Raw genomic sequence first — 13,868 nt, forward strand, 5'->3', positions numbered from 1 at the left:
TAAGATGAAAAAAATAGAGAGATATAGTTTTAATTCGATAATAAAGAATCATACAGATTTAACTGCGTCTGGCGTCTTTATAACGAATGGAGAGGAAGATATAAAAGACTATTTTGCGCTTATTCCTCATAGTATAGATGCTTGTGTTATTGGGTTAGTGACAGCTGGTGAGGCACAAGTAAGTATTAATTTGAGAGAATATCATCTAAAGAAAGGAATGCTAATCGTACTGCCGCCTAATGCTATAGTGGTGCCGATTAGTTTTACAGAAGATCTAAAGATGAAGTCTATCATGTTTACTTTTGACTTTGTGGCTCCACTCGCTTTGATACACGATTTTAGTATTGATCTACAGCTGTATAAATCTCCAGTGATTACTTTAAATGAGGCAAATTATAGTGTTGTAAAGAGACTTTATAAGCTGATTAGCCAATGCTATTATGACACAGTTAATTTTACTCCGCATGATGTGTTAGAACATTTGCTTTATGCATTGATTATTCAGATTAGTCAATTAATGAAAACCCTGACATCTAAGGCAAAAAGTAGTAGTCGTGCAGAGTGTATTACAGAGGATTTCTTTGTGTTGCTGTATAAACACTATAAGAGGGAGAAGGCGGTAAGTTTTTATGCGGATAGATTAAGTATTTCGACTGCTTATTTGACAACCACTATTCGCAAACAGACAGGGCATTCTATTCTGTATTGGATAAGTGAAGCTGTTGTATTGTATGCGAAGTCACTGTTGAAGTCTTCTAGGATGAGTATTAATGAGATATCTGAAGAATTGGGCTTTAAGGAGACGACGTTGTTCTGTCGTTATTTTAAACGTTATGCTGATATGACACCTAACCAATATCGAGGACTTAAAGTGTGAGTTTTTTGGTTGACAGTTTACAGTAGAGGGTTTACGGTTTACAGTTTTGCCCTTTGGGCATCATGTACTTAAATGATTAATATAGTAGATTAAACGATAAAAAAAAACGATTTCACAGTTTTACAGAAATACGATTTCACAGAAAAACAAAAAAGCTACAAGATATCTTGTAGCTTTTTGATTATATATTGTCAGCAATTGCTTTTAATACTTGTTCTTCGAACTCTTCTGGAGTGACTGCGTTGATGACATCGAAGTCCCCGATTTTGGTTCTGCGTAGGGCACTTAGGTGAGCTCCAGAGTTTACTTTGTTTCCAAAGTCATAAGCTAGAGAACGGATATAAGTTCCTTTAGAACACATAACTCTAAAATCAACATTAGGAAGAGCTGTTTTCGTTAATTCAAACTCTTCTATGGTGATAGGTCTAGTCGCTATCTCTACTTCTTCTCCTTTACGAGCGTGCTCATACAGACGTTTACCATCTTTCTTAAGTGCAGAGAAGATAGGAGGACGCTGTTCTGTAGTTCCCATAAAGGATAGTCTAGCTTCTTCTAGTAGAGCCTCTGTAATATGCTCTGTAGGGAAGGTCTGGTCTATCTCTGTCTCTAAGTCATAAGATGGAGTAGTACCCCCTAGTGTGATCGTCCCTGTATATTCTTTTATTTGTCCCTGTAATTCACTGATTTGTTTTGTGGCTTTACCTGTACAGATGATAAGAAGTCCTGAGGCTAAAGGGTCTAAAGTCCCAGCATGTCCTACTTTAATCTTTTTTAAGTCAAAGTGCTTTTTTAATAGCCATTTAATTTTGTTTACTGCCTGAAATGATGACCAGTGCAGCGGTTTGTCTATTAATAGTATTTGCCCACTCTGAAAGGCTTCTGTATTGTATTGTATCATTCTTATTTAAGGTATCCGAAGTATAATAATAGTATAGCTCCAGCTATAATTCTGTAGTATCCCCAAGGTTTAAAACCGTACTTTTTAATGATTCCGATGAAGAATTTAATAGCAACAATTGATACAATAAAAGCTAATACATTCCCTAATAAGAATAACTTCATATTATCAGGATTGTCAAGTAGTATCTCATATCCGATTCTTCCTGATTCATATTTTTTTAGTACAATAGAGTACACAGTCACAGCTGCCATCGTAGGCACAGCTAAGAAGAATGAGAACTCTGCAGCTACTTGTCTAGAAAGTCCTTGTTGCATACCTCCAATGATAGATGCAGCAGAACGGCTCGTACCTGGCATCATCGCAAGACACTGCCAAAACCCAATAGTAACAGCTTGTTTAACAGTAATGTCTTCTTCGCGAACTGTCTTAGGGTTCTTAAAGTATTTGTCTATAAAGATTAATACAAAACCACCAATAATCAACATAATCGCGATATAGATAGTCTCTCCTAATACCTTGTCAATGGCTTCGTCAAATAGCTTACCTAATACTAGAGCAGGGATAACTGCTAAGACTAGTTTTTTATAGAAGTTCAGTTTACTGAAGTCAAAGAACTTTCTCCAGTATAGTGCCACTACGGCTAGAATAGCTCCAAACTGTATAGCTGTTTGAAATAATTTTACGAATTCGTCTTCTTGAATACCATAAGCAGAACTTACGAATATCATATGTGCAGTAGAAGATACTGGTAGATACTCTGTTAATCCCTCTACTATGGCTAGGAGGATAGCTTGTATTAAATCCATTTAATGTAGTTATATTATTTATTGTCTTTTTTAAATATTGCATAAACTGCTACCCCTATCCCGATAAAGAATACTGTAGGAGCTAGATGAATACGTCTAAAGCTATAGATGTCTTCATTAAACTCTGTAGGAACATCGTTAGTAGCACCAGCCATTAAGAAAAAACTAAGTGCAATTAAGGCTATACTTACCAGTAGTATAATATAGTTCTTCTTCGTAAAAAGAAGTACATTCTGGTTTTGATCTTGATCTTTCATATTTAATAAAGTTCGTCTGATTTTAGGTTTAAGAATCTTTGTGTTGCAAAGAATGTACTGATACTAGTGATGATTCCTCCTAAGATTAATATTCCACAGGATACGATCACTAGAGGCATATAATCTTCTTTAGGGTTGATATTTAGATCAGGTAGTTTACTGTCTGCATAGAATGTTAGGGCAGTAATAGCCATGATAGCTAGCAGAGAGCCTATTAGCCCTAGCTTCATACTATGTCTGATAAATGGGCGTCTGATGAAGCGCTTTGTCGCTCCTACCATTTGCATGGTCTTAATCGTAAAACGACTAGAGAAAATTAATAGACGTAGAGAACTATTGATTAATAGCATAGATATAACCGTAAGAAAAGCTGCTATAATAAGCACCCACTTCGTGATCTTATCTACATTCTCATTGACTAGATCTACTAGTTGTTTGTCATATTTTATATCGCTTATCGCTGTATTAGCATTGAATTCTTTAAGGATAATATCTATACTGTCATTAACGACATATTCTCCTTTTAAGTGAATGTCGTAAGAGTCTTGTAGCGGGTTGAATCCTAAGTAATCGACGAAGTCTTCACCTAATGTCTCTTGGTGTTCTTTGGCAGCATCTTCTTTAGATACGAAACGATGTTCCTTTATATAGGTGTGCTTTTCTAGTTTCTTTCCAAATTTCTCTAATTCAGCTTTAGAAGTATTCTTCTCAAAGAATATAGTCATAGGTATATTCTCTCTAAAGTTGTCAGAGATTTTTTTAGAATTAATAACGAATAGACTTAGCGATCCTAATAGGAATAGGACCAAGAAAATACTAAGTATAACTGAAAAATAAGACGAAATTAGTTTTCGCTTTTGATATTTTTCATAAGAGCTAGCCATATATCAAATTTTAAGTGCGTAAAAATAACAAACAAAAATGTTTTTATTGAGACAATAACGATTAAAGTTTTCTAATTGTTATAAATATAGTTTATTTTTGCCTGAATTGACGGTTTTTTTTGTCAAACTTAGAATAGTGCTAGAAAATTAGTTTTGTTTATTTAGGATTCAAGATGAGTTTTCTAGATTATTACAGTGTGATCGAAGAACTAACCAAAGTATAAAAATTGATATATATAATAGTATGAAGTATTATCCAAACGAAATTGAAGCTAAATGGCAGAAATTTTGGAAAGAAAACCAAACTTTCAAAACAGAGAATAATGTTGACAAGCCTAAGTATTACGTATTAGATATGTTTCCTTACCCATCTGGAGCAGGATTACATGTGGGGCACCCACTCGGATACATAGCTTCGGATATTTTTACTCGTTATAAACGTCAAAAAGGTTTTAATGTTCTTCATCCACAAGGATATGATAGCTTCGGGTTGCCAGCTGAGCAATATGCTATCCAGACAGGACAACACCCTGCTGTGACTACAGAAGTAAATATTGATCGTTATAGAGAACAATTAGATAAGATCGGTTTTTCATTTGACTGGAGTAGAGAGGTGCGTACTTCGAATGCGGATTATTATAAACACACACAATGGATATTTATCCAATTGTTCAATTCGTGGTATAATAAAGTAAGTGATAAAGCAGAATCTATAGATACATTAGTAGCTATCTTCGAAAAAGAGGGGAATGCAAATGTACAAGCTGTGTCTGATGATGCAATCGAGATCTTTAGCGCTGCTCAGTGGAATGCGTTATCAGCTGATGAGAAAGAGGTGATTCTATTAAAATATAGAATGACTTACTTAGCAGAAACTGAAGTAAACTGGTGTCCTGCTTTAGGAACGGTATTAGCGAATGATGAGATTAAAGATGGTCTGTCTGAAAGAGGTGGACACCCTGTAGTTAGAAAAAAAATGAAGCAGTGGAGTATGCGTATTTCTGCTTATGCAGAACGTCTACTTCAAGGGCTAGAAGATATCGACTGGACAGAGAGTATTAAAGAGAGCCAAAGAAACTGGATAGGGAAATCTGTGGGAGCATCTGTAGTATTTAACTTAAAAGAAAGTGATGATACAATAGAAGTGTTCACTACTAGACCTGATACTATCTTTGGGGTGAGTTTTATGACTCTTGCTCCAGAGCACGATTTAGTAAGAAAGATTACTACTGCAGAACAAAAAGAAGCTGTAGAAGCGTATATAGATGCTACTTCTAAGAGAAGTGAGCGTGACCGTATGGCTGATGTGAAGACTATCTCTGGTGTGTTTACTGGAGCGTATGCTGAGCATCCGTTCACGAAAGAACCTATCGAAATCTGGATAGGTGATTATGTGTTAGCTGGATACGGTACAGGAGCGGTAATGGCTGTTCCATCTGGTGATACAAGAGATTATGCTTTTGCAAAACACTTTGGTATTACAATCAAAAATATCTTTGACCAAGATATCTCAGAAGAGGCGTATGCAGAGAAAGAAGGTTTCTTATTAATTGAATCTGATTTTTTAAATGGATTAGGATTTAAAGAAGCTACTCTTAAGGCTATCGAGGCATTAGAGAAAATAGGACAAGGAAAGGGGAAAACAAACTACCGTTTGCGCGATGCGGTATTTTCACGTCAGCGTTATTGGGGTGAACCATTCCCAGTGTACTATGTGAATAACCTTCCTAAGATGATTGATAAAAAATATTTGCCAATCGTTCTTCCTGAAGTAGAAAAGTATTTGCCTACAGAAGATGGTCAACCACCTTTAGGTAATGCTGCTGTATGGGCGTGGGATACTGCTAATAATAAAGTAGTAGAAAATGAAAAGATAGACGGGGTAACGGTATTCCCTCTAGAGTTAAATACAATGCCTGGTTGGGCTGGTTCTTCTTGGTACTGGATGCGTTATATGGATCCTCAGAATACAGAAGATATCGCTTCTCCAGAAGCATTAGCGTATTGGCAAAATGTAGATTTATATATAGGAGGTAGTGAACATGCTACTGGACACTTATTATATAGCCGTTTCTGGAACAAATTCTTAAAAGATATGGGAGTAGCTCCCACAGAAGAGCCTTTCAAGAAATTGATTAATCAAGGAATGATTTTAGGTACTTCTGCCTTTGTTTATAGAATAGAGGGCACAAATAAATTCATTTCTAAAGATATGATCAAGGATGAGAAGGTTCAACAGCTATATGCTTATGTTGGATTAGTTAATTCTTCATCAGAATTAGATACAGAAGGATTTAAAGCATGGAGACCTGATTATGCAAATGCAGAGTTTGTATTAAATGCGAGTGGTAAGTATATCGTAGGACACGAAGTAGAGAAGATGTCTAAGTCGTACTTCAATGTAGTGAATCCGGATGATATCTGTGATGAATATGGAGCGGATACACTTCGTCTGTACGAAATGTTCTTAGGACCATTAGAACAAGCTAAACCATGGAATACAGCTGGTATCTCAGGTGTAGCTGGTTTCTTAAAGAAATTATGGAGATTATATGCTGATGATAATGGTGTAATCGTGACGAATGATGAACCAACAGCAGAGATGTATAAATCACTTCATAAAACGATTAAGAAAGTGACTGAGGATATAGAGAATTTCTCTTTCAATACTTCAGTTTCACAGTTTATGATTTGTGTAAATGAATTGTCACAGCTAAAATGTAATCACAGAGCTATTTTAGAACCATTGGCAATTGTGGTGTCTCCTTATGCTCCACATATTGCAGAGGAGTTATGGTCTATGTTAGGACATACTACATCTGTGACGTATGCAGAGTTTCCAGAATTCAATGCATCTTACTTAGTAGAGAGTGCAAAAGAGTATCCTGTGTCGTTTAATGGAAAGATGAGATTTAAGATTGAGTTACCATTAGATTTATCAGAAGAAGAGATTAAAGCAATCATCTTAGCAGACGAAAGAACAGTAGCTCAACTTCAGGGTAGAGAGCCTAAGAAAGTAATTATTGTTCCTGGTAAGATTATTAACTTAGTTGGATAAATTACGGAATGATTTAAGTCTTAAAGTGTACTTAGAATCACAGATAAATAAGAAGCCTCAACAGTGATGTTGGGGCTTTCTTTTTAATTAAAAAAAGGTTATTAGATTTAACTAATAACCCTTTGTATTATATGGTGTGATTTATTTGCCTGGGCGCAATAAAAGTGAGAGTTCAAAGTCTTTTTGAATAGCTCTCAGGTTGCGTTCTGCTTCTAGTCTAGTTTTATAATTTCCTACTAAAACTTTGTAAGAAGGATTGGTATAAATTATCGTAGCATTAACATCTGGATAAAGTCTTCTAAAGTTGTTTAAGGCAACTCTCGCTTCTGCGTTTTTGCCGTAAAAAATCTGAATTTTGTATTTATCGTTAACAGTTGTTGACGTATTTGTATTTTTCTTCTTATTTAGTAGTTCTTTTATGGCTGAGGGTTCGTTTAAAGTGGTTTTAGACGATTGAGCTATAATTACGTGATTAGTAAATAGAACTAGAATTAAGACAAGAAAATTTCTTAAAAATCTCATAATGAATAATGTTTATGGCAAATTTACAAATTATCTTGATAATGAGGTAATCGTATGTTATTTAGAACGTATATAAATTGTATTTTAAGCATAGTAAAGGTTTTAAGAGTAACTCATAAATTGTATTTTTGTCGGAGTTTGTAAATAAGGTGTATAAGATAGCGGTCTAATTGGCTGTTAAATAAGACCAAGTTTAGTTGAAAATCATTTTATAACTATGAAAAAAGTGGGTAACCATAATTCGTTTTCAAAGATTTTATTCTTTTGTTTAGCGTTAATGCTATCGTTTACTACAATTTCGTTTGCTCAAGATGTAGCAAAAGGTAAGGAATTGTTTAACTCTAACTGTGCGGCATGTCACAAGTTGGATGGAAATTCTACTGGACCAGCTCTTCGTGGAGTAGTTGAACGACATGATGTAGCTTGGCTACACAAGTGGATTAAAAGTAGTTCTTCATTGATTAAATCTGGAGATGCTGCTGCTGTTAAATTATTTAACGACTGGAATAAGGTTGTTATGAATGACTTCCCTGGATTGTCAGACGAAGACATTGATAATATCTTAGCTTATACTTCAGAAGAGAAAGCTGCTCCTGCACCTCCAACTGATGGGCAAGGTGGAGCTACTAGTCAAGCTAACAATGATGGTGTTTCTAATATTATTGTATTAGGAGCTTTAGTTGTTGTATTGATGCTTCTAGTAACTATGTTATTCTTCGTTAAGAGAGTATTAAACAAAGTAGTAGAGGTTAATGGATTAACTCCTGAAGTACGTAAATCAATTCCATTGTGTACAGCATTCGTTAAAAATAAATTTTTAGTGATTGTTTCTGTTATCGTATTAGTGTTATTCGGATCGTACTTCGCGTATGGATGGATGATGCAAGTAGGTGTTGACCAAGGGTATGAGCCAGTACAACCAATTCACTTCTCTCACAAGATTCACGCTGGAGATAACGGTATTGACTGTAAATACTGTCACTCTGCTGCAAGATCTAGTAAAACTTCAGGTATTCCTTCATTGAACGTTTGTATGAACTGTCATGAGAATATCAATGAGTTTACAGGTGAAGCTGGAAAAGACTACGGTAAGTACACTCCAGAATTCTATACTGCAGAGATTCAAAAATTATATGATGCAGTAGGATGGGATCCTTCGACAAATAAATATACTGGAAAAGAGAAACCAGTTAAGTGGGTTAGAATTCACAATCTTCCTGACTTCGCATACTACAACCACTCTCAACACGTAAATGTTGCAGGTTTAGAATGTCAAACTTGTCACGGACCAGTTGAAGAAATGGAAATTATGAGACAACACTCTCCATTAACAATGGGATGGTGTATTGACTGTCACAGAAAAACTGACGTTAAGTTAGAGAGCAATGAGTACTACGCTAAAATTCACAAAGAATTATCAGAGAAGTACGGAGTTGAGAAATTGACTGTAGCTCAAATGGGAGGTTTAGAGTGTGGTAAATGTCACTATTAATAAATTAAGAATAAGAAGCTAATATATATATACAATGGCATCAAACAAAAAATACTGGAAAAGTGTTGAGGAGCTGAATGAAAATAGTTCTATTGTTGAGTCGCTAAGAAACAATGAGTTTGTTGAAGAAATTCCTACTGATGAATTTCTTGGAGATCAAAGTAAATTGTCTTCTTCATCAACTACTCGTCGAGACTTTTTGAAATATGTAGGTTTTTCTACTGCAGCAGCAACTTTAGCTGCATGTGAGGGACCTGTTGTGAAATCTATTCCGTATGTAGTACAGCCAGAGGAGATCATTCCTGGTGTTGCAGATTATTATGCAACAACTATTGCTGATGGATTTGACTTTGTAAACGTTCTGATCAAAACTCGTGAGGGGCGTCCAATCAAAGTTGATAATAACAGACTAGCTAATGCTTACTCAGGAGCTAACGCTCGTGTGAACGCATCAGTTTTATCGATGTATGATAGCCTTCGTTTGAAAGGTTCTAAAATCGGAGGTAAAAGTGCTTCATGGGATGAAGTAGATGCAAAAGTTAGAGCAAGTCTACAAGATGCAAAAGCAAATGGAGGAAACGTTGTATTATTAACGAATACAATGGCTAGCCCATCTACTGATAAAATTATAGCAGAGTTTATCGCTGCTAACCCAACGGCTAAACACGTTGTATATGATGCTGTATCTTCATCTGCTGCTGCAGATGCTTATGAGAAAGCTTATGGTGTACGTGGATTAGCAGATTACGATTTCGGTGCTGCTGATGTAATCGTTTCTGTAGGTGCTGATATCTTAGGAGATTGGCAAGGTGGAGGATACGATTCAGCTTATGCTCAAAAACGTATTCCTAAAAATGGAAAAATGTCTAAGCATATCCAAATGGAGGCAAATATGTCTTTATCAGGAGCTAATGCTGACGTGAGAATTCCATTAACTGTAGCTAATCAAAAAGCTGCTTTAGTTAAGTTATACAATGCTATCGTAGGAGGAAGTGCTTCTGCTCCAGCTGTAGATAAGTACGAAGATGCTATTAAAAAAGCAGCTAGTCAACTTAAATCTGCTGGAAATAAAGGAGTTGTTGTAACAGGTCTTGATGATGTAAATGCTCAATTATTAGTATTTGCAATCAACGAAGCGTTACAGTCAGAAGCTTTCTTACCAGAGCAAACAAAATATGTTAGACAAGGTAATGCTACTCAAGTAGGACAATTAGTAAAAGATATGAACGCTGGTAAAGTTCACACGTTGATTATGTCAGGTGTTAACCCAGTGTATACTTTAGCTGATTCTGCTGCTTTCGTAGAAGGATTGAAAAAAGTAAAAACTTCAGTTTCTTTCTCATTGAAAGAAGATGAAACAGCTTTACTTTCTACTGTTGCTGCAGCAGCTCCACACTACTTAGAGTCTTGGGGGGATGTAATGATCAGAAAAGGTCACTACTCTGTAACTCAACCTACAATCCGTCCATTGTTTGATACTAGACAATTACAAGATTCATTATTATTATGGTCAGGAAGCAATACTGCATACTATGACTATGTTAAGAATGTAGGTAAGTCTTATGTAGCTGATAAAACTTGGAATCAATTAGTACACGATGGTTTTGCTGTTGTTGGAACAAACTCTAAAGTAAGTGCTTCTGCTGATTTTTCAGCTGCTGCATCTGCATTAGCTTCTGCTAAGAAAGTAGATGGTTTAGAGTTAGTATTCTATACTAAAACTGGTATGGGAGATGGACAACAAGCTAATAACCCATGGTTACAAGAGTTCCCAGATCCTATCACTCGTGTATCTTGGGATAACTACGTAACTGTAGCTCAAGCTGATGCTGAGTCATTAGGAATCAAGAACTACCACGTTGCTAATGGAGGTCTTAATGGTAGCTATGTGACTATCGAAGCTAACGGTGTTAAATTAGAAAAAGTGCCAGCTCTTATCCAACCAGGACAAGCTCAAGGAACTATCGGTTTAGCATTCGGTTACGGTAGAAAAGCTGCATTAAAAGAAGAAATGCAAGTAGGTGTTAATGCTTACACATTATACAAAGACTGTAATGGAGTACAAGGTGCTGCAATTACTCAAGTAGGTGGTGATCACGAGTTCGCTTGTGTTCAGTTACAAAACACTTTAATGAGTAGAGGTGATATCTTAAAAGATACTACATTAGAGATCTTCAATACAAAAGATGCTGAAGACTGGAATATTAAACCTGTGGTTTCTTACGATCACCAGACTGTACAAGCTTCTACTATTGATATCTGGGAATCATTTGATAGATCAGTTGGACATCACTTCAACTTATCAATTGATTTAAATGCATGTACTGGATGTGGTGCTTGTGTTATCTCTTGTCACGCTGAAAATAACGTACCTGTAGTAGGTAAGTCAGAAGTGAGAAGAAGTAGAGATATGCACTGGTTACGTATCGATAGATACTACTCTTCAGAAGATACATTCGCAGGAGATATTGAGAAAAAAGTTAATGCAAGTGGATTCGGAGAATACCGTGAAGTGTTCCAAGAATTAGAACATCCAGCTGAAAACCCACAAGTGGCTTTCCAACCTGTAATGTGTCAACACTGTAATCACGCTCCATGTGAGACTGTGTGTCCAGTAGCTGCTACATCTCATGGTCGTCAAGGACAAAACCATATGGCTTATAACCGTTGTGTTGGTACAAGATACTGTGCAAACAACTGTCCTTACAAAGTTAGACGTTTCAACTGGTTCTTATATTCTCAGAACGATGCTTTCGATTACAACATGAATGATGATTTAGGACGTATGGTATTAAACCCAGACGTTGTAGTTCGTTCAAGAGGGGTAATGGAGAAATGTTCATTATGTATCCAAATGACTCAATCTACAATCTTAAAAGCTAAGAATGAAGGTAGAGCAATTCGTCCAAATGAATTTGAAACTGCATGTTCTGCAGCTTGTTCAAGTGGAGCGATGGTATTTGGTGATGTAAATGATAAAGAGTCAGAAATTACTAAATTAGCTGAGTCAGATAGAGCTTACCATTTATTAGAGCACATTGGAACAAAACCAAATGTATTCTATCACGTTAAGGTTAGAAATATCTAGTTAAAAGAATTATTAATTAAAGAAACATATAAAGGATTATGTCGTCACATTACGAAGCACCCATTAGAAAACCTTTAGTTATTGGTGAGAAATCATATCACGATATAACTGTGGATGTGGCTAGACCTGTAGAAGGGAGAGCGAATAAACTATGGTGGAGAGTTTTTACTTTAGCTTTATTAGCGTTTCTATGGGGAGTAGGTTGTATGGCTTACACTGTAGGTACAGGTATTGGAACTTGGGGATTAAATAAAACCATTGGATGGGCTTGGGATATTACCAATTTCGTTTGGTGGGTAGGTATCGGTCACGCTGGTACGTTAATTTCTGCAGTATTATTATTATTTAGACAAAAATGGAGAATGGCGATCAACCGTTCTGCTGAGGCAATGACAATTTTCTCAGTAGTTCAGGCTGGTTTATTCCCTATCATTCACATGGGACGTCCATGGTTAGCATATTGGGTATTACCTATTCCTAACCAGTTCGGATCGTTATGGGTTAACTTTAACTCACCATTATTATGGGACGTATTCGCGATTTCTACGTATTTATCAGTATCATTAGTTTTCTGGTGGACTGGTTTACTACCTGACTTCGCTATGTTACGTGATAGAGCTATAACGCCATTTACAAAAAGAATATACTCAATCTTATCATTTGGTTGGTCAGGTCGTGCAAAAGACTGGCAACGTTTTGAGGAAGTGTCATTAGTATTAGCTGGTTTAGCTACTCCTCTTGTACTTTCTGTACACACGATTGTATCTTTTGACTTTGCCACTTCAGTTATTCCTGGATGGCACACTACAATCTTACCTCCATACTTCGTAGCAGGAGCTATCTTCTCTGGATTCGCAATGGTAAATACCCTGCTTATCATCATGAGAAAAGTTTCTAACTTAGAAGATTATATTACTGTACAACATATTGAATTAATGAACATCATTGTAATGATCACTGGTTCTATCGTTGGGGTAGCATATATTACTGAGTTATGGGTTGCTTGGTATTCAGGAGTAGAGTATGAACAATACGCTTTCTTAAACCGTGCAACAGGACCTTACTGGTGGTCTTACTGGTTAATGATGACTTGTAACGTAATTTCTCCACAGGTAATGTGGTTCAAGAAAATTAGAACTAATATCTTAGCATCGTTTGTTATCTCTTTAGTAGTAAACGTGGGGATGTGGTTTGAGCGTTTCGTAATTATCGTTACATCATTACACAGAGATTACTTACCATCTTCATGGACAATGTTCCAACCTACATTCGTAGATGCTGGTATTTACATCGGTACAATTGGTTTCTTCTTCGTATTATTCTTATTATATTCAAGAAGTTTCCCTGTAATTGCACAAGCAGAGGTAAAAACAATCTTGAAATCTTCAGGAGAGTTTTACAAAAAAGAAAGAGACAGCAAAGAGAATCATCAATCTTTAAATCATTAATATATTATGAGTAATAAAGTAATTCACGCACTATACAACGATGATGATGTGTTGTTACATGCTGTAAAAGAAACACGAGATGCTCATCATCATATTGAAGAAATCTATACACCATTCCCAGTACACGGTCTAGATAAGGCTATGGGATTAAAACCTACAAGATTAGCTATCTGTGCTTTCTTGTATGGTTTAGTTGGACTTTCTTTTGGTACATTCATGATGTATTATATTATGATTGTAGATTGGCCACAAGATATTGGAGGTAAACCAAGTTTTAGCTTCATTCAGAATATGCCATCATTCGTTCCAATTATGTTTGAGATGACTGTATTATTTGCAGCTCACTTAATGGTTCTTACTTTCTTTATGAGAAGTAAATTATGGCCTTTCAAGAAAGCTGAAAATCCTGATGTAAGAACTACAGATGATCACTTCTTAATGGAAGTAGCTTTGAAAACTGATGAAGCAGCAGCGATTGAGTTCTTCAAACAAACGGGAGCAGTTGAAGTTAAAGTAATTGAAAAGCAATTGTAGA

At 36.0% G+C, this 13,868-nt stretch carries 11 protein-coding genes; 6 read left to right on the top strand and 5 right to left on the bottom strand.

What is annotated here, in order from left to right; genetic code table 11:
- Nucleotides 1-4 precede the first annotated feature (4 nt).
- Complete coding sequence (locus tag BK054_RS07955) at nucleotides 5-877, top strand: AraC family transcriptional regulator (protein ID WP_058699264.1); 873 nt, start codon at nucleotides 5-7, stop codon at nucleotides 875-877.
- Between the two features lie 181 nt (nucleotides 878-1,058).
- Here the strand turns inward: BK054_RS07955 and truB are convergent, their stop codons facing one another.
- From truB to BK054_RS07975, 4 genes are read right to left on the bottom strand one after another with little or no spacing between them, the layout of a single operon-like run.
- Nucleotides 1,059-1,775: a tRNA pseudouridine(55) synthase TruB gene (gene truB, locus BK054_RS07960; protein ID WP_058699265.1), complete on the bottom strand. Its 717-nt coding sequence runs from the start codon at nucleotides 1,773-1,775 to the stop codon at nucleotides 1,059-1,061.
- 2 nt (nucleotides 1,776-1,777) lie between these two features.
- Nucleotides 1,778-2,584, bottom strand: a complete 807-nt coding sequence (locus tag BK054_RS07965; protein ID WP_058699266.1) for an undecaprenyl-diphosphate phosphatase — start codon at nucleotides 2,582-2,584, stop codon at nucleotides 1,778-1,780.
- A gap of 14 nt (nucleotides 2,585-2,598) precedes the next feature.
- Nucleotides 2,599-2,841: a DUF3098 domain-containing protein gene (locus BK054_RS07970; RefSeq protein WP_006257370.1), complete on the bottom strand. Its 243-nt coding sequence runs from the start codon at nucleotides 2,839-2,841 to the stop codon at nucleotides 2,599-2,601.
- A gap of 2 nt (nucleotides 2,842-2,843) precedes the next feature.
- Complete coding sequence (locus BK054_RS07975; RefSeq protein WP_006257369.1) at nucleotides 2,844-3,725, bottom strand: cell division protein FtsX; 882 nt, start codon at nucleotides 3,723-3,725, stop codon at nucleotides 2,844-2,846.
- Nucleotides 3,726-3,969: 244 nt separating this feature from the next.
- Here BK054_RS07975 and leuS point away from each other — a divergent pair, with 244 nt between their 5' ends.
- Nucleotides 3,970-6,783: a leucine--tRNA ligase gene (leuS, locus tag BK054_RS07980; RefSeq protein ID WP_006257368.1), complete on the top strand. Its 2,814-nt coding sequence runs from the start codon at nucleotides 3,970-3,972 to the stop codon at nucleotides 6,781-6,783.
- Nucleotides 6,784-6,924: 141 nt separating this feature from the next.
- On the opposite strand, the gene BK054_RS07985 is transcribed toward leuS, so the two are convergent.
- Nucleotides 6,925-7,305, bottom strand: a complete 381-nt coding sequence (locus BK054_RS07985) for an SPOR domain-containing protein (protein ID WP_006257366.1) — start codon at nucleotides 7,303-7,305, stop codon at nucleotides 6,925-6,927.
- Nucleotides 7,306-7,522: 217 nt separating this feature from the next.
- Between BK054_RS07985 and BK054_RS07990 the strand changes: the two genes are divergently transcribed.
- The 4 genes from BK054_RS07990 to BK054_RS08005 are packed head-to-tail and all read left to right on the top strand — an operon-like array spanning nucleotide 7,523 to nucleotide 13,867.
- The gene (locus tag BK054_RS07990; RefSeq protein WP_058699267.1) at nucleotides 7,523-8,797 is read left to right on the top strand and encodes a cytochrome c3 family protein; all 1,275 of its coding nucleotides are present in this window, start codon (nucleotides 7,523-7,525) and stop codon (nucleotides 8,795-8,797) included.
- Nucleotides 8,798-8,831: 34 nt separating this feature from the next.
- Nucleotides 8,832-11,885, top strand: coding sequence for a TAT-variant-translocated molybdopterin oxidoreductase (locus BK054_RS07995; protein ID WP_006257364.1), 3,054 nt, complete (start codon nucleotides 8,832-8,834; stop codon nucleotides 11,883-11,885).
- A gap of 38 nt (nucleotides 11,886-11,923) precedes the next feature.
- Entirely contained in the window at nucleotides 11,924-13,333 is a 1,410-nt protein-coding gene (gene nrfD / locus BK054_RS08000; RefSeq protein ID WP_006257363.1) for an NrfD/PsrC family molybdoenzyme membrane anchor subunit, read from the top strand.
- A 6-nt stretch (nucleotides 13,334-13,339) separates the two neighbouring features.
- On the top strand, nucleotides 13,340-13,867 hold the full coding sequence (locus BK054_RS08005; protein ID WP_006257362.1) for a DUF3341 domain-containing protein: 528 nt from the start codon (nucleotides 13,340-13,342) through the stop codon (nucleotides 13,865-13,867).
- Nucleotide 13,868 lies beyond the last annotated feature (1 nt).

Origin of the sequence: Myroides sp. ZB35 (assembly GCF_001865835.1) — a bacterium.
GTDB lineage: Bacteria > Bacteroidota > Bacteroidia > Flavobacteriales > Flavobacteriaceae > Flavobacterium > Flavobacterium odoratimimum.

Coding starts and splice junctions, on each gene's coding strand:
- BK054_RS07955 (WP_058699264.1), top strand. CDS start 5: ATGAAAAAAATAGAGAGATATAGTTTTAATTCGATAATAAAGAATCAT.
- truB (WP_058699265.1), bottom strand. CDS start 1,775: ATGATACAATACAATACAGAAGCCTTTCAGAGTGGGCAAATACTATTA.
- BK054_RS07965 (WP_058699266.1), bottom strand. CDS start 2,584: ATGGATTTAATACAAGCTATCCTCCTAGCCATAGTAGAGGGATTAACA.
- BK054_RS07970 (WP_006257370.1), bottom strand. CDS start 2,841: ATGAAAGATCAAGATCAAAACCAGAATGTACTTCTTTTTACGAAGAAG.
- BK054_RS07975 (WP_006257369.1), bottom strand. CDS start 3,725: ATGGCTAGCTCTTATGAAAAATATCAAAAGCGAAAACTAATTTCGTCT.
- leuS (WP_006257368.1), top strand. CDS start 3,970: ATGAAGTATTATCCAAACGAAATTGAAGCTAAATGGCAGAAATTTTGG.
- BK054_RS07985 (WP_006257366.1), bottom strand. CDS start 7,305: ATGAGATTTTTAAGAAATTTTCTTGTCTTAATTCTAGTTCTATTTACT.
- BK054_RS07990 (WP_058699267.1), top strand. CDS start 7,523: ATGAAAAAAGTGGGTAACCATAATTCGTTTTCAAAGATTTTATTCTTT.
- BK054_RS07995 (WP_006257364.1), top strand. CDS start 8,832: ATGGCATCAAACAAAAAATACTGGAAAAGTGTTGAGGAGCTGAATGAA.
- nrfD (WP_006257363.1), top strand. CDS start 11,924: ATGTCGTCACATTACGAAGCACCCATTAGAAAACCTTTAGTTATTGGT.
- BK054_RS08005 (WP_006257362.1), top strand. CDS start 13,340: ATGAGTAATAAAGTAATTCACGCACTATACAACGATGATGATGTGTTG.